At 30.7% G+C, this 19,393-nt stretch carries 17 protein-coding genes and 1 pseudogene; 2 read left to right on the forward strand and 16 right to left on the reverse strand.

Annotation, left to right across the window (positions count from 1 at the left end):
- The 14 genes and pseudogenes from AJ884_RS10200 to cetC form a co-directional block, all read right to left on the reverse strand.
- Positions 1–658 (reverse strand): annotated as a pseudogene (locus tag AJ884_RS10200) (highly acidic protein); the annotation flags it as partial.
- A gap of 56 nt (positions 659–714) precedes the next feature.
- On the reverse strand, positions 715–1,482 hold the full coding sequence (fliR, locus tag AJ884_RS08435) for a flagellar biosynthetic protein FliR (RefSeq protein WP_002859266.1): 768 nt from the start codon (positions 1,480–1,482) through the stop codon (positions 715–717).
- Positions 1,469–2,104 (reverse strand): ABC transporter ATP-binding protein, encoded by a 636-nt coding sequence (locus AJ884_RS08440; protein ID WP_002870701.1) that lies wholly within the window; start codon positions 2,102–2,104, stop codon positions 1,469–1,471. The genes fliR and AJ884_RS08440 overlap by 14 nt, the downstream gene beginning before the upstream one ends.
- Positions 2,105–2,116: 12 nt before the next feature.
- A complete protein-coding gene (gene tsf, locus AJ884_RS08445) occupies positions 2,117–3,190 on the reverse strand; it encodes a translation elongation factor Ts (RefSeq protein WP_002866193.1) in 1,074 nt (357 codons plus the stop codon).
- Positions 3,190–3,981, reverse strand: coding sequence for a 30S ribosomal protein S2 (gene rpsB, locus AJ884_RS08450; RefSeq protein WP_070286623.1), 792 nt, complete (start codon positions 3,979–3,981; stop codon positions 3,190–3,192). The genes tsf and rpsB overlap by 1 nt, the downstream gene beginning before the upstream one ends.
- Before the next feature lie 115 nt (positions 3,982–4,096).
- Positions 4,097–5,260, reverse strand: coding sequence for an SAM-dependent methyltransferase (locus AJ884_RS08455; protein ID WP_070286624.1), 1,164 nt, complete (start codon positions 5,258–5,260; stop codon positions 4,097–4,099).
- 125 nt (positions 5,261–5,385) lie between these two features.
- Positions 5,386–6,510 carry a cytochrome c1 gene (locus AJ884_RS08460; protein WP_002866195.1) on the reverse strand — a complete coding sequence of 375 codons (1,125 nt, stop codon included), beginning with the start codon at positions 6,508–6,510 and terminating at the stop codon, positions 5,386–5,388.
- Entirely contained in the window at positions 6,507–7,757 is a 1,251-nt protein-coding gene (locus AJ884_RS08465) for a cytochrome b (RefSeq protein ID WP_002852758.1), read from the reverse strand. The genes AJ884_RS08460 and AJ884_RS08465 overlap by 4 nt, the downstream gene beginning before the upstream one ends.
- A gap of 1 nt (position 7,758) precedes the next feature.
- Positions 7,759–8,262, reverse strand: a complete 504-nt coding sequence (gene petA / locus AJ884_RS08470) for a ubiquinol-cytochrome c reductase iron-sulfur subunit (protein WP_002852880.1) — start codon at positions 8,260–8,262, stop codon at positions 7,759–7,761.
- Positions 8,263–8,351: 89 nt separating this feature from the next.
- Positions 8,352–9,638: an arsenic transporter gene (locus tag AJ884_RS08475; protein ID WP_002881733.1), complete on the reverse strand. Its 1,287-nt coding sequence runs from the start codon at positions 9,636–9,638 to the stop codon at positions 8,352–8,354.
- Positions 9,639–11,498 (reverse strand): tRNA uridine-5-carboxymethylaminomethyl(34) synthesis enzyme MnmG, encoded by a 1,860-nt coding sequence (gene mnmG, locus AJ884_RS08480; RefSeq protein WP_070286625.1) that lies wholly within the window; start codon positions 11,496–11,498, stop codon positions 9,639–9,641. It abuts the gene before it with no gap.
- An 87-nt stretch (positions 11,499–11,585) separates the two neighbouring features.
- A complete protein-coding gene (cetB, locus tag AJ884_RS08485) occupies positions 11,586–12,083 on the reverse strand; it encodes a bipartate energy taxis response protein CetB (protein WP_070286626.1) in 498 nt (165 codons plus the stop codon).
- Positions 12,084–12,100: 17 nt separating this feature from the next.
- Positions 12,101–13,480, reverse strand: a complete 1,380-nt coding sequence (gene cetA, locus AJ884_RS08490; RefSeq protein ID WP_002861898.1) for a bipartate energy taxis response protein CetA — start codon at positions 13,478–13,480, stop codon at positions 12,101–12,103.
- Positions 13,481–13,599: 119 nt separating this feature from the next.
- Positions 13,600–14,094 carry an energy taxis response protein CetC gene (cetC, locus tag AJ884_RS08495; RefSeq protein ID WP_044779084.1) on the reverse strand — a complete coding sequence of 165 codons (495 nt, stop codon included), beginning with the start codon at positions 14,092–14,094 and terminating at the stop codon, positions 13,600–13,602.
- A gap of 261 nt (positions 14,095–14,355) precedes the next feature.
- On the opposite strand from cetC, the gene AJ884_RS08500 reads away from it, so the two are divergent.
- On the forward strand, positions 14,356–15,732 hold the full coding sequence (locus tag AJ884_RS08500) for a cation:dicarboxylate symporter family transporter (RefSeq protein ID WP_070286627.1): 1,377 nt from the start codon (positions 14,356–14,358) through the stop codon (positions 15,730–15,732).
- On the opposite strand, the gene AJ884_RS08505 is transcribed toward AJ884_RS08500, so the two are convergent.
- Positions 15,729–16,535: an inverse autotransporter beta domain-containing protein gene (locus tag AJ884_RS08505; RefSeq protein ID WP_002887816.1), complete on the reverse strand. Its 807-nt coding sequence runs from the start codon at positions 16,533–16,535 to the stop codon at positions 15,729–15,731. The genes AJ884_RS08500 and AJ884_RS08505 overlap by 4 nt on opposite strands.
- A gap of 141 nt (positions 16,536–16,676) precedes the next feature.
- Here AJ884_RS08505 and AJ884_RS08510 point away from each other — a divergent pair, with 141 nt between their 5' ends.
- Positions 16,677–18,203: an inorganic phosphate transporter gene (locus AJ884_RS08510; protein WP_002852729.1), complete on the forward strand. Its 1,527-nt coding sequence runs from the start codon at positions 16,677–16,679 to the stop codon at positions 18,201–18,203.
- A gap of 7 nt (positions 18,204–18,210) precedes the next feature.
- On the opposite strand, the gene AJ884_RS08515 is transcribed toward AJ884_RS08510, so the two are convergent.
- Complete coding sequence (locus tag AJ884_RS08515) at positions 18,211–19,389, reverse strand: metal-dependent hydrolase (RefSeq protein ID WP_002905840.1); 1,179 nt, start codon at positions 19,387–19,389, stop codon at positions 18,211–18,213.
- Positions 19,390–19,393: the final 4 nt, after the last annotated feature.

The following is a 19,393-nucleotide window of genomic DNA, read 5'->3' on the forward strand; positions in this document are numbered from 1 at the left end:
CTAGTTCATCTAAACTAGGCTCAGTATCCAAAGCTGTATGTTCTTGGCTTAAGTCTTCTTTTTCGCTTCCGCCATCTTCCAAAGTTAAATCTAAATCAGTTTGAATGTCTTCTTGAGTCTGTTCTTTAGTTGCTTCTTGTTCTAAATTTTCATCTTCTAAATTTTGAGTTTCTAAAGTTTCGTTTGCATTATCATCTTGCGCATCATCATCAAAACTCAAATCTTCCATTCCATCTGAATTTATATCTAAAGAATTTTCATCAGGCAAATCATCTAAATTTAAATTATCTAAATCCAAGCTTATATCGGCATAAGGATTTTCATCATTACTTAATATTGGCAAATCAATAGATGTATGTTTGTTTGTATCTTTATTATTAAGTAAATTTAAAAAATCTGTAGGTAAAAAAGGTTTTTGTAAAATTTGTGCATCTATATCTACATTTTGATTTCGCGGGGCTAAAAAAATCAATCTATCGCATTTTTCTTTAAGAATTTTTAAAGGTGCTGGAGTATCACTATCTACAACAATCACATCATAATTACCCAAATTTTCACTATAAGCATTAAGTTCTTCAAAATCATAAGACATTTTTTTAGCACTAAGGCTTACAAGTCTTGAAACTACAGGGTTTTCATTTAAAAGTAAAATTTTCATCACTTTAATCCTTGAAAAATAATCACTATTTTACGATAATTTCATTTATCCTTTCCTTAGGAGAAAAAAAGAGTTTGCATATGAGTAAAAAGTTCTAAAATTAAATTTTTAAAATATTGCATCATAACTAGTAAAATAGCAATCAAAACTACAAAGCCTAAAGCTATCTTTATAGGATATCCAATAACTAAAAGATTAAATTGTGGCATTGTTTTCATCAAAAGTCCAAAAATAACATCGGCTAAAAGTGAAATTCCAAGTATGGGAAAGCTCATAGTAAAACCTATGATGAAAATATTAAACATACCCATATTTAAATAATGCATTAAATTCTCATGCGGATAAAATCCACCTAAACTAATATAACCTAAAGAATGACTTAAAAACAAAAGCATTAAATGATGACCATCAAAAGCAAGAAAAAACATCAAAGCAAGCAAATTTAAAATTTGTGCCGTAATAGGCATACTCGTTCCAGAACTTGGATCTAATATACTTGCCATAGTAAATCCCATAGTAAAAGCAATCTGCTCACCTGCCATCATAATAATAGCAAAAATAATTTGAAGCATTAATCCTGCTATCATTCCAAAAATCACTTCACTAATAAGCTGTAAAACAAAAAAACTATCTAAATGCAAAGATTCTAATCTAGCCAAAGGATATAAATACATAGTCAAAAATAAAACTATAGTACTTTTTATCACCATAGGAATAGAATTATGTGAAAAAAAAGGAAAAAAAACTATAAGACCACTCATTCTAGCAAGAAGCAACATAAAAGTTACAACATTTTTATCACCTAAATAATTAACAAATTCCATTGGCGTTTATAGTATAAGTTTTATCACAAAAACTTGCAAGTTTGCTATCGTGAGTTACAAAAAATAAAGCTGCATCATTTTCTTTAACATAGGAAATTAAAAGTTCGATAACATTTTTAGCATTATCAAAATCCAAATTTCCAGTTGCTTCATCAGCAAAAATAATCTTTGGTTTTTTACAAAGCACGCGCGCGATACTCACACGCTGTTGTTGTCCGCCGCTAAGCTTTCCTATTTTTTGATGTAAAAGCGTATCAATACCTAATCTTTTTAAAATTTTCTCATCTAAATTTTGACCCGATAAAACACTAGCAAGTTCGATATTTTCTAAAGCTGAAAAACCTTTAAAAAGATAATGTGTCTGAAAAATAATACCAAAATCATAACGGCGAATTTTTAATCTTTCGTTTTCATCTATCTGATAAAGACTAGAACCTTTAAAAAAAACTTCACCTTTTTTTGGAATTAATAAGGAAGAAAGTATATGCAAAAGAGTAGATTTACCACAACCGCTACTCCCTTGAATAGCAATGCAATCTTTAGTATTTAAAGCAAGATTTAAACCCTCAAAAAGCGGATAATCAAAACTATGGCTTAAATTTTCCGCTCTTAAGAGTTCCATTATTAACCGTTTTTAAAGTTGTGCAGCAACTTCAGCCGCAAAATCTTCAGTTTTCTTTTCTAAACCTTCGCCAACTTCAAAGCAAATAAATTCGACAATTTTAATTTTTCCGCCAAATTCTTTTTCTTTTTCGGCAATTACTTGTTCTACGGTTTTTTTATCATCCATTACATAAAACTGACCCATTAAAGTAAGTTTGCTATCAAGTTGAGAATTATCTGCTATAAAGCTATTCATTTTACCTGGGATAATATTGTCCCAAATTTTTTCAGGTTTACCTTGAGCTTTAAGCTCTTCTTTGATTTTTTCTTCAGCTTCTTTTAAAATTGCATCGCTTAATTGTTTGCGACTTGCAAATTGAGGAATTTTATGTTCAGGTTTATTTGGATCTTTAAGTCTGCGTCTTTCTTCATTTTCTTTTTCAAGTTCAGCAACCAAAGCTTTGTATTCATTTTCAACAAAAGTCATATCCAAATCTTCATAACTTAAATAACTTGGTCTCATTGCTGCAATATGCATACAAATTTGTCTTAACAAATCTCTTGATTTTGAAGCCACTTCAGCACTATCACAAGCTGCAGCGATCACAACACCAACACGGCCATTTGTATGGATATAACCATTTACAACGCCGTTAGCACCTGCTTTTAAAGTTGCAAATCTTCTTACAACTAAGTTTTCTCCTATAGTTGCAATTTGACTTTTTAAATATTCTTCAAATTTTACGCCATTGATTATGCTTGAATGAAGTTCTTCCACACTTTGTAAGCTATTACTTTGAATATGAGCTGTAGTATCTTTTGTTAAAGCTATAAACTGATCATTTTTTGCCACAAAATCTGTTTCGGAATTAATCTCGCTTACAGTTGCGCTTGTAAAATCATCGCTTACTTTTACACTTACTAAACCTTCTGCAGCAAGTCTATCTGCTTTTTTAGCAGCCTTACCTAAACCTTTTTCTCTTAAAAGTTGTACCGCTTTATCAAAATCTCCATTAGTTTCACTCAAAGCATTTTTACAATCCATCATCCCCGCACCTGTACTTTCGCGGAGTTCTTTTACCATTGCAGCAGTGATTTCAGCCATTATTCTTGCTCCTCACCGAAATCTTCTTCGCTCATCGCTTCATCTAAAACTTCTTTTTTCTCTTCATCGGTGATTTCTTTTTCTTCATTTGCTAAAGCTTCACCATCTTGTTCTCTTAAAGCTTTTCCTTCATTAATCGCTTCAGCCATTTCTTGACAGAAAAGTTGCACTGAACGAATTGCATCATCATTTCCTGGAATAGGATAAGCTACCAAATCAGGATCGCAGTTTGTATCTAGTGGAGCTACAACAGGAATTCTTAATCTATTTGCTTCTTGAACAGCAATTTTTTCCTTTACTGTGTCAACAACAAAAATCATATCAGGTTGAGTTTTCATATAACGAATTCCACCTAAATAAGCTAATAATTTTTCTTTTTTTCTTGTAAGCATTAAAGCTTCTTTTTTAGTTAAAAGCTTAATACTTCCATCTTCTTCCATTTTTTCAATTACTTCTAATTTTCTAATTGATTGGCGAATAGTACCAAAATTTGTCATCATACCGCCAAGCCATCTATGATTTACATAAGGCATACCGCATTTTTCAGCGTATTCTTTAATCGCTCCACCTGCTTGTTTTTTTGTTCCAACAAAAAGTATAGTTTTTCCTTCGGCAGCAGTGTCACGAACGATATTATAGGTATATCTAAAATATCTTAAAGTTTTTTGTAAATCAATTACATAAATACCTTTTCTCTCGCCAAAAATGAATTTTTTCATCTTTGGATTCCAGCGTCTTGTTTGGTGTCCAAAATGCACACCGCATTCTAATAAATCTCTCATACTAACCATGAGTTTCTCCTTACAAATTTAGCTTTATTCCTCCACATCCCTTAATTTACACAAGCTAAAAAGGATTGATGTGTGTGAAATGAAGCTAAGATTCTATCAAATTTAAGTTTAGTTTTTACTTATATATGTAGTCCTTGGTAAGGCTTAGATTATTATTGATTTCTTTTGTGATTAAAAATTGGAACAAATCCACGCTTCCAACACGAAAAGCAGAGGCACAAGAACGAAGGTATAAATCCCACATTCTTATAAATTCTTCATCATATTTTTCCCTTACCTTGTCCAATGCTTTGTTAAAATTTTCATCCCATAAATCTAAAGTTTTTGCATAGTGCATTCTTAAACTTTCTGCTAAAAGAAGATGAAAATCCCACTCACTCATAGCACTTACAACCTCTCTTAAAGAAGGTAAATATCCTCCTGGAAAAATATATTTATCTATCCAAGCATTTGTTTTTCCTTCAAACATGGCTAAAATAGAATGTAAAAGCATAGAACCTCCAGGTTTTAAAACTTGTTTTACTTTCATAAAATAAAGTCCTAAATTCTCTTTGCCTACATGTTCAAACATACCCACAGAAACAACTTTATCAAAATAATTTTCAAATTCTAAATCTTGATAATTTTGAAGTCTTATTTCTATTTTATCTTCAAGATCAAGTTCTTTTACTCTTTCCTTGGCTTTTTTACACTGCTCCTCTGAAATAGTAATTCCAACAACCTTAACTCCATACTTTTGAGCTGCCATAATAGAAAGCCAACCCCAGCCACAACCTATATCTAAAAGCTTTTCTCCTTCTTTTAAATCAAGTTTTTTAAGAGTATGTTCTATTTTGTTAATTTGAGCTTCATAAAGAGTATTATTAGGCTCTTTAAAATAAGCGCAAGAATAGCTCATAGTATCATCAAGCCAAAGCTTATAAAAATCATTACCTATATCATAATGACTTTTAATATTTTTACTTTCCTGTTTTTGGGCTATTTTACTCAAGATATCCTCTGTATTTTTTAAAAAACGCTTATTTGAAAAATAATACAAAACTTTAGCTATTTCATCATAATCACCTTCTATTTCTAGTTTAGACTCCATATAATGTTTTGCAAAAACTAAACTCGTATCACTAAATAATTTTAAAAAAGGTATTTTTTCTTTAAAAATTAAAGAAAATTTAGCAGACTGATTACCCACATGAAATTCTTCTTGATCCCAAAATACAATTCTAAAATTTCCATAATTCCATTTTGAAAGAATAAATTTAATCATTTGTTTTTCAAGCATGACATACTCCAATTAATAATAATTATTATTAGATAGTATCTCTTAATTAGGTTTAAAAATTAATAAAAATGAAGAAAAAATAAGATTTTTGCCATTATCATTAAATAATGGCAAAAAATGTAATATTAATGTAATTTAGACCAAACAGAGCGCTTCCAACCTATAGCAAAAATACTTAAAATTACAAAGAATATCATTACATAAATTCCTGTAGTTTTTCTTTCTTCTTTCTTGCTATCACCCACTTGATCAATATAAGATACAACCTTAGCCTGTGCAGCTTCTGTTAAGCCTACTCTTGGCATAGCGGTTCCTGGAAGAAGTTTTTGAGTATTATTAATAAAATCATGTAAATATTGCTCACCACGAGATCTTATCATCATAGAAAGATCAGGCGGAACAGAACCTAAATAAGTTTTTAAATCATTTTGATTTGATGGAGTAAAAAAGCTATCGTATTTCATATCATGACAACGTCCGCAAGCCTCAATAAAAGTTGCTTTATCTTTAGCAAATTTTATATCTTTTTCCATTAAAGCCACTTTTTGAGCACTATTTTCCATTTTAGCATATTTTGCCTCAACATCTTTCTTAATAGTAGCATCTTCATTGGCTTCAAATTTAACACTCACATCTTTAAGATAAGCAATTACATTGGCTATATTTGCATTTGTAGCTTCTTCACTTTCTCCTGAAGTATCTTTATTGTAAGCTGTCATAATAAAAGCATCACCAAATTTATGATCTACTTTTAAAGCAAGCGCAGGATGCATAATCAAAGCAGCTAAAAATTTTTCATCAAAAATAGCACCAGCTGCACTAAGATCAGGTGGTATTACTCCCATAGAAGAATCAGTAATATTAGCTGTTATTCCATCTTCTTTTACACCATGACATGCAAAACAGTTATTTTCAAAAAATTCTTTACCTTTTTTTGCATCACCCTTAGCAAAATCGATCTTTGCAACATCTGCCCAAAGTGTTTCAACTTTGCTTAATTCTTCTTTTGCTTTTTCAAGTTCTTTGTTTGCACTCTCTATTCTTTTAGCATCTCCTGAAGCTTGTGCATCTTTTAGAGCTAATTCTTTAGCTTCAACTATACCTTTTGCAAAAGTAGTATCTTCAACAGCAAAATCAAAATTTGCAGGAGCAACATGAGGTTTCATCACTGAATGAGCATAAGGCTCTACCCCCCAATATACAAGCGCAGTAAAAACTACCACAACTAAAAATATTTTTATTTCTCTCATTGTTTAGCTCCTTTTCTCTCCATAATAGTAATAACCGGTAAAACTACAATAAGTAAAAGTAAAAATACTATAGAAGCATAAAATCCTACCCAAGCATTTACACCTGTTGGAGGTAATTTTCCATAAACTGTTAAAACAATTAAATCGATAAGCAATATCCAAAACCAAATGAAAAATAAAGGTCTTTCATGAGCCGGTTTTACAACATCACTTCTATCAAGCCAAGGAAGCAAGAAGAAAATCACTTGAGCAATACCAAATGCAGCCAAACCTATATCAAAAGCTTTAATACCTGCAATATCAAAGAAAAATCCTCTTAAAACTTCATAACTCCATAAGAAATACCACTCAGGATAAATATGAGCTGGTGTTTTAAGCGCATTAGCCGGATCAAAATTAATTGGATCCATTGCAAATTCAAATTTAAAACAGACCAAATAAAAGAAGAAAATCATAAAAAAGCTTATATACATAAAATCTTTTGATAAAAATCCTGGCCAAAAAGGAATCACTTTAGAACCCTTTGTGTCACCTGCCATGTACTTTTCAGCCTCTAAGTCAAAGTCAAGTTCTTCAGAAATTTCATTATTAACATGAGGAATTCTTAAAGAATAGAAGTGAAATGCTATAATAGCAATGATAACTATAGGAAGCAAGCACACATGAAGCATAAAAAATCTTGTTAAAGTTGGATCAGAAACCGCATAATCTCCACGAATCCAAATCACAAGCTCAGGGCCAATAAATGGTATCCCTCCAAAAAGATTAGTGATTACTTGAGCTGCCCAATAACTCATTTGTCCCCAAGGAAGCATATACCCACTAAAAGCTTCAGCAGAAAATACAACAAACAAAAGCATACCGCTAACCCAAATCATCTCACGACCTTTCTTATAAGAACCGTAATAAATTCCTGTTAGCATATGTATGTATATAATCAAAAATACAACAGAAGCGGCAACACCATGCATGTGACGCCAAAGCCATCCATAATCCACCTCTTGCATAATAGTCTTATTCACACTATCAAAAGCAAGTGCAGTATCTGGTTTATAATACATTACAAGTAAAAGTCCTGTAACAAAAAGCACTGCAAAAAGAGTGGTTAAAATAACCCCCATTGCCCAAAGAAAGTTAATTTGTTTTGGTATCCAATACTTTACCATTAAAACATCAAGTAGTTTATGTACTGCAAGTCTTTGATCAAGCCAATCTACAAGACCATTAGCTTTTCTAATTTGTGCCATCTTAAGCCTCCGCTATCATTTTTTTATATTCAGGACCCTCTTCGCCTAAAACAAGTTTGGTTCCATCGATCTTAAAAGGAGGAATTTCAAGAGGCTTTGGAGGAGGTCCAAAGACATTTTTTCCACTTGTGTCAAATTCTCCACCATGACAGGCACATTTAAACAATTGCTCGCTTGGTTGGTAAGCAGGTATACAACCCAAATGCGTACAAAGTCCTATAACCACAGTATAAGCTGCGTTATCTACCACAACATCACGTTTTTCATCTTTTGGCATACTCGCATCTTTTTTTAATATAAAAATAGGCTTTTTACGCCATTCTATAGTTCTAAGCTCTCCATCTTGCATTCCTGATAAATCTACTGTAGTAAAACCTGCAGCTTTGACACTTGGAAGTGGATCCCAAGTTTTTTTCATCGCAACAAGCGAGAAAACACCGCCTACAGCAGCTACGCTTCCAAATGCAAAGCCCATAAAGCTTCGTCTACTCTCAGATGTAGCCATAACTTGTCCTTTCGATTTTATTTTTTAACCAAGTTAAAAGTTTATCGAAATTAAAATAAATTTTTTCTTTGTTTAACAAATTTTGATATTTAGACAATAAGAGCAAAAAGAGAAAAAACAAGCACAGGTAAAGTTATCAAAAAGCCAAATTTAGAATATTGCCAAAAAGAAATATTAATGCCTTTTCTAGCCAAAACTCCAAGCCAAAGCAAAGTTGCCAAAGAACCTATTGGCGTAAGTTTTGGGCCTATGTTTACCCCCAAAAGATGCGCATAAATCATCAAGGAATCAAAAGAAAAATTCTCAAAATATTCTTTTAATGCCAAATCGCCGATTAAAACCATAGGCAAATTATTAAACACAGAAGATCCAAAAGCTGAAATCAAAGCCACACCAAAAATTCCACTCTTATCTTGCATCAAAAAAGCATAGCTTTTAACCAAAATTTCACTCACGCCTATTTTATGTAAAGCAAAAACCACCATATAAAGCCCAAAACTAAAAAGCAAAACTCCATAAGGTGCTTCAAAAAGAATTTTAACACTTTTTTTACCTTGAATTTTTAAAACAATAAGCCAAAAAATTCCCGCCCAAAGCAAAGCAAAAAAACTTATTTTAATATCAAAAATTTCACCTATAAAAAAACTGATCACAAAAAGAAGCAAAAATACCATACAAAGAAAAAACAACTTTAATGAAATTTGCTCTTTTTTGACTAATTTAAATTCAAGCCTTTTAGGTAAAACTCTCACATAAAGCACAAAAACCATAACTATAGTAAAAAGCAAAACAAAAAAATTTGGCAAAAACATATTTTTAGCAAATTCTAAAAATTCTATCTTAAAATAATTTACTGTAATGATATTGGTTAAATTTGAAATAACCAAAGCGTTTGAACTTGCATCACATAAAAAAGAAAGACTAAGCAAAAAAGAACTTAAAATAAAAACATGATTTTTACAATTTTTAAGAGTTGAAAATAAAGCTATAATAATAGGTGTAATGATTAAAATCGCTCCATCGTTAGCAAAAAATGCAGAAAGAAAAAAGACAAAAATCAACAAAAATAACATCAATTTTTTTGTGCTGATATAAATTTTTTCTTGATTTTTCTCTCTAGAAAAATGCAAAATTTTACTCGCAATAAAATCAAAAAATCCCAAAGCTTCCAAGCTAAAAGAAAGAATAATCAACCCAACCAAAGTTAAAGAACTATCCCAAACTAAAGAAAAAACAAAATAAGCATCTTTAAAATCTACCAATTGAAAAATAAAAACAAAAAAAGCTCCCAAGCTAGAAAATACCCAAATAGGTAAATTCCATGGACGCCAAAAAAGTAAAATTAAAGTAGATAAAAAAATAAAAAAAGCAAGCATTTAAGCTTTTTTCTTTTGCATTTTGATATAAATTTGCAAAATATCCAACGCCGCAGGAGTGATTCCACTGATTTGACTTGCAGCAAAAATGGTTGGAGGTTTATGATGATTAAGCTTTTCTACAACCTCATTACTCAAACCGCTTACACTTTTAAAATCAAAATTTTCAGGAATTTTAAGCTCGCTAAGATTTTTCATTTTTTCTACTTGAACTTTTTGCATACTAATGTAATGATAATACTTTGCCTCATTTAAAATTTCTCTTAAGGAGTAATGATCCATGGTTTCAAACATAGGGTCAAGTTTTTTTAATTTTTCTATATCAAAACTTGCTCTTGCAACAATTTTTTGAAGATTGACTATAGAAGAAATTTTATCCTCTCCCAAACTCTCTAAAAAAGCATTATTCTGGTTATTAGGCGTAAATTCTTTAGAAAGTAAAAATTCAAGTCCTTTTTGAAGATTGTTTGCAATATTTTGTATATAAGTAAAATCTTGCTCACTTAAAAGCCCTAAATCATAGCCATATTTTCCAAGTCTAAGTATAGCATTTTCTTCCCTTAAAAGCAGTCTAAATTCCGCTCTTGAAGTAAACATTCTATAAGGTTCTTTTGTACCTTTTATCACCAAATCATCGATTAAAACTCCTATATAAGCTTCATCACGCCTTAAAATCAAAGGCTCTTTCATATCTATGCTTAAACTTGCATTGATTCCTGCCATAAAGCCTTGTGCTGCAGCCTCTTCATAACCTGTAGTTCCATTAATCTGTCCTGCACAATAAAGATTTTTAATCTTTTTAAGTTCTAAAGTATGCTTAAGTTCAGTTGGCTCTATATAATCATATTCTATAGCATAACCAAAACGGGTTATTTTAGCATTTTCAAAACCCTTTACAGAATGCAACATTTGAGTTTGCACTTCATAAGGCAAAGAAGTAGAAAAACCATTGATATAATACTCCGTCGCATCGATAGTTTGAGGCTCTATAAAAAGATGATGACTTTCTTTGTCGCTAAAACGATTGATCTTATCTTCTATAGAAGGACAATACCTTGGCCCCACGCCTTCAATCTGTCCTGTAAAAAGTGGGGCACGATAAAAATTATTCTTAATAATCTCATGTGTAGTTGTATTAGTGCGTGCGATATAACAAGGAAGTTGAGTAGGATTAAAATTTCTTGAACGAAAACTAAAAGCTTTAGGATTTACATCGCCATCTTGGATTTCAAGTGCGCTAAAATCAATACTTTTTGCATCTACTCTTGGGCAAGTTCCTGTTTTTAAACGCCCCATTTTTAAACCCAAAGTTTGTAGATAATTGCCTAAATTTACTGAAGCAAGCTCCCCTACCCTTCCTGCTTGAAGTTTATTTTCGCCTATATGAATAAGTCCATTTAAAAAAGTCCCTGTTGTAAGTATCACTTTTTTGGCAAAATATGTATTTTCTAAATTTGTTTTTACGCCTTTAACTTCATCATTTTCTACGATTAAAGCATTCGCTTGTTCTTGAGAAATTTCTAAATTTGGAAGTTTTAAAAGTTTATTACGTGCAATGATACGGTACTTATCCATATCAATTTGCGCCCTACTTCCTTGAACGGCTACACCCTTACTTTCATTTAAAATGCGAAATTGTATTCCCGCTTCATCGGTGATTTCACCCATAAGACCACCCATGGCATCAAGTTCTTTTACCAAATGCCCTTTTGCAAGTCCACCTATAGCTGGATTACAACTTGCTGCTCCTATTTGCTCAATCAATGTAGTTAAAAGTAAGGTTTTTTTACCCATTCTAGCAGCAGCAGCACTTGCTTCAACACCCGCATGTCCACCACCTATAACAATGACATCAAACATATTTTGCCTTGAAAAATGTGAATTTTTAAAAGAAAGATTATATAATATTTAGACTTAAAACAAACTCGTTTTAAGCCTAACAAAAATTTATTTAACTTCTTGGAGAGAGAAAATTAACTCATTATAAGTTTTATCTGCATCTTTGCAGAAATTTTTAAGCATCTCAACACCCTTATTTAAACCTTGTTGCTGTTCTACTCTTAAAAGATCGCTATAAAGGCTTTCTATTGTAGAAATAGCGCTTTTATTTGGCATACGACGAACGGAATAATAGCCTATGATATTATTATTAATATCTATTGATGGAGTTACATTTGCAAAAACCCAGTAGTAATTGTTATCTTTAGTTTTGTTTTTTACGTAAGCAAAAATTTCCTTACCCTCTCTCATATAATCCCATAAATATTTAAAAACAGTTTTTGGCATCTCTTCATGTCTTACTATGTTATGAGGTTTATTTAAAACTTCACCCATGGTATAACCTGCATACTTTAAAAAATCATCATTTGCATAAACTATTTTACCTTTTAAATCTGTTTTAGAAGTAATTAAACTATCTTCTTGTAAAAAAATTTCTCTTGACATTTTCCCACCCTCTTAATTTATATTTTTAATTTTGCTAAGATTTCAGCACTTCTTTGCTCTAGTGATTTAATATCATTTACAATCGCATCATAAGCTTTTTGATCGATATAATCTTGACTTGATTCTTCTATTGCTTTTTTAGCATTATCTTTTATAAATTCTTTAGCTAAATTTAACTCAGTTTCAGAACTAAGTTCATTAATAACACCTTGAGCTCTCTCATCTTGGCAAAGATTAGAAATTGGATCTACACTTTCAAGATTGAAATTTTGAGCTCCATTTAAATTTAAATATATATTTGATTTATAAAGAATATGATCGATTTTAACTACAGATAAAATCAATCTCTTTGCAAAGGATCCAAAATTAACACCAAGAGCACTACTATTTTCTTCTAGACGTTTAAAAGCTTGAGAAAATTTATTAATTCTTTCTTCAGATTCACTAACAATGTTAAAAACTTGATCGCTGCCACTTTGGATATTTACAAAATCCTGTTGCATAGTCTGAATTGCAATGGAAATTTCGCTTGTAGATCTTTGAGTTCTTTCTGCTAACTTTCTAACTTCATCAGCCACAACCGCAAAGCCCCTACCATGTTCTCCTGCACGTGCAGCTTCAATAGCAGCATTTAAAGCTAGAAGATTGGTTTGATCAGCTATATCGCGTATTACTTCAACCACTGAAGTAATATTTTGGGAATTAGCTACAAAAGTTTGCACTGTTTCCTTGCTCGAATTTACAACATCCATTAAAGAACCCATAGCACTTTGCAAAGAATCCACCTCTGAGCCATTTTCTGTAGCTGTATGAGTAATGGCATCAACTGTATCATATACATTTTTCATCATGCTAATATCTTGATTTAATGAGCTAGAAATTTGAGACATATCTTTATTTTGATTTCCAAGGCTTAAATCCATTAAAGTTCTTGATAAAGCATTTTTAAAAGTGGATCTTGCTGTCACTTCTATGTTTGCTAAAGCTTTATTTATAAATTCGATATTATGAGCAAAAATTCCTTTTAAACCTTCAGGCAAAGCCTTACGATAAAATTCGCCTTTTTGGGAACAAGAAATAGAAGTATTAATTTCCCTTAAATAAGCTTCTAGTCCATCAATAGTATTGTTAAGATTATCTGCTATTTCGGCTAATTTTTTGCTTTTTGTTTTTACATAGATCATTCTATTGTCAAAATTTCCTTCTTTTAACTCTCTACAAAGAACCAAAAGTTTATCTATCATTATTTGCTCATCTTTGTGTTGTCTAAGCAAATAAATCATTAAAACAGCGATTAAAATAAAAATTATCACTCCAACATAAATATGAATAAAAATGGCACCTAAAACACCGATAATACTTAGAAAAATAGTTAATAATAATCCATTTTTCACCATAAATTTACCCCTTTATTAAAAATTTTTGAAGTCATAAATTAAAGTAATACTTTAATAATATATATTACTTTAATTTTTAGGCGAAGATTATACAATAAAAAAGATTAAATATATCTTATTTAGTTATCTTCTTGTAAGTTAAAAACAAGTTCATTATAAGTCATTTTATAAGAACTTACAATATCCATTAAAGCTGAAACTCCAGCATTAATGCCTGATTTTTGCTCTTTTTCAAGTAAAATTTTATAAACTTCTTCAATTATAGGAAGAGATTTTCTATTGGGTGCACGACGAACAGAATAGTAGTTGATGATATCTCCATTGGTATCAAATGAAGCACTTACATTTGCAAACACCCAGTAAAAACTACCATCCTTGGCTTTATTTTTTACAAATGCAAAAATTTCTTCTCCTTTTTGAATATAATCCCAAAGACATTTAAATACAGTACGTGGCATATCTTCATGTCTTACTATACTATGAGATTTATACAAAAGCTCATCGACTTTATAACCTGCGTATTGTAAAAAGTCATTATTGGCATAAATGATATTCCCCTTAAGATCTGTTTTAGAAGTAATTAAAGCATTTTCAGACAAAACTATTTCTTTCATAATTAAAACATCCCAATAAAACAAATAAATCAAAAATAGAATTATTACTAATAATAAACAATAAAAAGTATACTAAATTATAAAATTTTCAAAAAATATTTTAAATTTTATAATGCAAATAATGAGAAATTTTGTAACATTTATATAAAAAATTGTCATATCATATAAAAGAAAGTATTTCTAGAGTTGTTTTTTTGTTAAAATTTACAATACGCATTGTTAAAATTATATTTCACAAAAGATCAAAAGGAGTGAATAAACTTGGAAACTTTAAGTCAAACTTTAGCTGAAAGAAAACCGCCTTTATATAAACGTATTATAAAAAGTCTTGGATTTTGGGTGATTACAGGCATTATTACAGGTATTATACTTGGCTATACAGATAAAGAATTAGCCATTGCTAGCAAACCAGGAGTTGATTATTTTATAGGTGCTTTAAAGGTTCTTATAGGTCCTATTATTTTTGTTACTTTGGTTTTGGGTATCATTAGTCTTGAAAGTTTAAAAAAAGTAGGTAGTATTGGTGCTAAAGCGGTTATTTACTTTGAAGTTGTAAGTACTTTAGCACTTGCTATAGGTATTTTTATGGCAAATGTTATGCAACCAGGTCATGGAATGAATCTTGATCCAAGTCAACTTGATACAAAAAGCGTTCAAAAATACATTTCTCAAACCACAGAAGTAAGCGCAAGCTCTGAGATTATGCATATTTTAAAAGATGCTATGCCTACTGATATTATCACGCCTTTTACAGAAGGAAAAACCATACAAGTTTTAGTTATTGCTATAATTACTGCTTTGATTATTTCTTTAATGAGAATAGAAGATAAACAGGCAATTCAAAGAGTTTTTGAAGTGGTGCAAAATTTTGTTTTTAAAATTCTACAAATCATTATGTATTTTAGTCCTATTGCCGCCTTTTCAGCAATGGCTGTACTCATAGCTCAATACGGAATTGGCTCTTTGATCAACTTAGCATATTTACTTTTAGTAATGCTGATTTCATGTCTTGTTTTTATATTTGGAATCTTAGGTCTGATTTGTTATTTTGCAAAAGTAAATATCTTCAAATTTATGAGATTTATCTCAAGAGAAGTATTGATCGTTTTTGCAACCAGTTCAAGCGAGTCTGCACTTGCTCCTTTAATGAGAAAACTAGAAAAAGCGGGACTTTCTAAAGCAACAGTCGGACTTGTTTTACCAACGGGATATAGTTTTAATCTTGATTGTACAAATATTTATCTAGCTATGAGCTTAATCTTTCTAGCACAAGCTTTTAATGTAAATTTAAGTTTAACACACGAAATTAGTATTTTAATAGTATTAATGATAGCTTCAAAAGGTGCAGTGGGTGTAACTGGATCAGGTTTTATAGTGCTTGGAAGTACGCTTGCAGCTCTAGGAAATATGGAAATTTCAGAAGCAAATGCAACCTTAGCGCAAGTTCTACCAGTAGCTGCTATAGGCGTTCTTTTAGGTGTTGATAAATTTATGTCTGAAATGAGGGCTGTTGGAAATCTTTGTGGAAATTCAGTAGCAGCCTTAATCGTTGCGATCTGGGATAAACAAATTGATCGGGAAAAATTCAACTATGCTATAGATAATCCAGAAAAATTCCATAATGCTGGAATGAACTAATGGGTTCTTTGGAGGAAATCATATCGATTAACCTCCTCTAAAGTATTATCTTTTTTCCTAAATTGTTTTAAAAAACTTTCATTGAAATTAAAACTAAATCCAACTTGAACAACGGTATCATCAACAGTCTCTCTTGCGCTATAATCACGACGCAATAAATTTAAACTAAATACACTATAAGGAGAGTAAGATACTTGATAATTAGTTTTATCATTATCCTTGCTTATATCAAAAGCAAAAGCGGTGTAAGTTGGAATTACAAAACTCATTCCAAGCTGTAAATTTTTTTCTGCTTCATTGGGTATGTAATAATTACTATAAGCCTTTATAAATTTACTATAACCAAACTCTGTACCAAAGCTTTTAGTATCTTTTTGTTCCTTTTGTTTGTCAATAAAACCATTAACTCCAAATAAAAAATCATCTTTTTCATAACGATTGATTAAGCCCCCTGAGTAATTATAATTATCTTGAGCCACAAAAAGTTCTTTTTGAAAAAGTAAAGAATTATTCTCTCCCTCATAAAGAGAACTTAAATTTTTAACCTGCGCGTTTTCGTTTTGAAAATCTAAATTCCCATCTGTTTTATCTATACCATTATTATTTTCTAAAGTTTTTGAAAGTAAGCTATCAAAAGTGCTTTTAAAATCCACATTCTCTTCTTGAATTTTTGGAGCTTCTTTGGTATTTTTATAATCAAAGTGCTCCCAAGAATTTTGATTATTATTTTTTGCTAAAGCCTCTGTAAGTTCATCGGCATTGAGTAAAGAAAACAATGCTATTATATAAAAAATACCCCTCATTATTCTTATATTCCTTATTATTTCTTGTTTGAGTATTTATTATAAAAAAATAATATAAATAAAAATTCCACAAAGACTAAAAAATAAAATTAGCAAATTTAAAGTAAATAAGTGTATAATTAAAATAAAAAAGGGTTATTAATGCAAAAAGACAACCTCATAGCTTTTGTTATTTTTATTATCAGTACTATCGCATTTGTTATTTGGGGATTTGGTTATATTTCGCAACATCAACTGATTCTTTTTATTCTTGCTTCTATATTTGGTATTTTTATGGCATTTAATATAGGTGGAAATGATGTAGCCAATTCTTTTGGAACAAGCGTTGGCGCAAAAACAGTAACCATTAAACAAGCTTTAATTATAGCAGCTGTTTTTGAGCTAAGCGGGGCAATCTTCGCAGGCGCAGAAGTTACTAAGACCATACGCAGCGGTATTGTTATTTTTCCAAATTCTTTAGATCCTATGCTTTTTGTTATCATTATGCTTGCTGCACTTTTAAGCTCTGGGGTTTGGATTTTTATTGCAACCAAGAAAGGCTTACCTGTATCAACCACGCACAGTATAGTTGGTGGGATTGTAGGTGCTAGTATTATGATGGGGCTTTTAAAATTTGATGGGATCCAAACACTCTCTATGGTTAAATGGAGCGAAATTTTAAGAATAGCTATTTCTTGGGTAGCTTCTCCTCTTTTAGGGGGTATTGTAGCTTATATTATTTATTCATATATTGATAAGAAAATTTTAAAACCATCAGAAAAACTAAATGATGATTTGAAAAATATCAAAAAAGAAAGAAAAAAATTCAAAGAAGAATACTTTTTAAATTTAAAAACAAAATCCCAAGAAGAACAAATCAAAGAACTTTCCGCTATAGCTTTAGATGAGGAAGAACAAGAAAATAATTTCTATAGAAATAAAATGAAGGAATTTAAGGATCAAGAAAAAGATATAGATATTTACTCTATTTTAAAAACTCATATGCCAATCATTGCTTGTATTGCTGCTGCTATCATTTCGGCAATGTTTTTATTTAAAGGTTTAAATAATGTTAGCACTTTAGATATTTTACAAAACTTTTGGATTATCGGAATTATAGGAACTATAAGTTATGTTGTAACATTTGCTATAGTCAAAATCGTTAAAAAAACAGAACTTAATAAAACTACTGATAGAATTTTCTCATGGTTTCAAATATTTACAGCCTCTAGTTTTGCATTTTCACACGGAGCCAATGATATAGCCAATGCTATAGGTCCTTTTGCAGCGATTTTAGATGTCTTAAAAAACGGCACAATTAACGCGACTTCTCCTGTACCTTTTGCTGCTTTAGCTATGTTTGGAGTTGCTCTAGTTGTAGGGCTTTGGTTTTTAGGTAAAGAAGTGATTACTACAGTGGGTTCAAAACTTGCAACCATACGCCCTACTACTGGATTTTCTGCAGAACTTGGTGCAAGTATAGTTATACTCTTAGCTACACAATTTGGAATTCCTGTTAGCTCCACCCATATACTCATAGGTGCTATATTGGGTATAGGAGTGTATAATAAAAACGCAAATTGGATTATGATGAAGCCTATAGGATTGGCTTGGATTATCACTTTACCAGCCGCTGGTATTATGGCAGCACTTGTATTTTTAGGATTTAAACTATCTTTAGGAATTTAAGTAAAGCTTATTTTTCTAAAATATTTTTTCCTTTAATTATATGCATTTTAATCTTTCCAAAAAGTTTATCCTCAGAATAAAGAGAACTTTTTGGAGCAAAAATTTCTTCATTCTCATCGAAAAGAACTAGATTAGCTTCTTTGCCAACTTCTATAACTCCACTATTTAAACCTAAAAATTCACTAGGGTTTTTACTTGTAAATTGACAAAGCTCTTGCCAATTTAAAAATCCTTCTTTGATTAAAAAAGTATAGCAAAGACTTATAAATTCGCATACGCTATGGATTCCAAAGGCCGCTTCATCAAAAGCTAAATCTTTTAAAGAAATTGATTTTGCACTATGCAAGGAAGTTAAAAAGCTGATCTTTCCTTCTTTTAAAGCCTCTCTTAAAGCCAAAACATCTTCTTTGCTTCTTAAAGGTGGCATAAGTTTCGCAGCCGTATTAAAATCTTCACAAGCACTATCATCTTTGATAAGATGATGAATGCTTACAAGTTTTAAATCCTTTTCATCTAATAATACTAAAGAATCTTTCAAACTTAAAAGATCAAAAATAACCTTATTTTTATAAAATTTAGCCAATTCTTTCATTTTAGCTATCTGGCTAGTTTCAGCAATTTTACTCATGCCTATAAGCCCTAGCTCAAAACTCATTTCACAATCATTCATCACTCCATTATCATCAAAATCCTTATCATAACAACGCACAAAAATTGGAGAGTCTTTCATAAAAGCATATTGTGAACTTACTTTTAAAGTATTTGCATCCAAAGAGCTATCAAGCTCTAAAGCACAAGCCCCCTTGTTTAAAAGAGTGGCTAAATTTTTAAGCTTGCCATTTGCATCCTTAACCCGCACACTTGAAAAAATTTGCATCTTTCTTTGAGCTAAATTTTGTAAAAATAAAGCAAAACTTTCTTCATCAAAATCCATGCAATCACGCAAAACTATACTAGAAATTCCTCCTTTTAGACACTCATTTTCTAAAAGCTCTAAATTAGCTAAAGAAAATTTATCATTTTTCAAACTTACACACAAATCCACAAAAGATGGAAGTAAAGTCATACCTTTAGCATCTAAAATTTCTTCACCTTGTAAATTAGAACCAATATTGGTAATTTTTCCTTCTTTAATCTCTATATCTTGTAAAGAATCTCCATAAATTTTTGCATTTTTAATTATCATGATT

The organism is Campylobacter sp. BCW_6463 (assembly GCF_001762785.1).
GTDB classification, from domain to species: domain Bacteria; phylum Campylobacterota; class Campylobacteria; order Campylobacterales; family Campylobacteraceae; genus Campylobacter_D; species Campylobacter_D jejuni.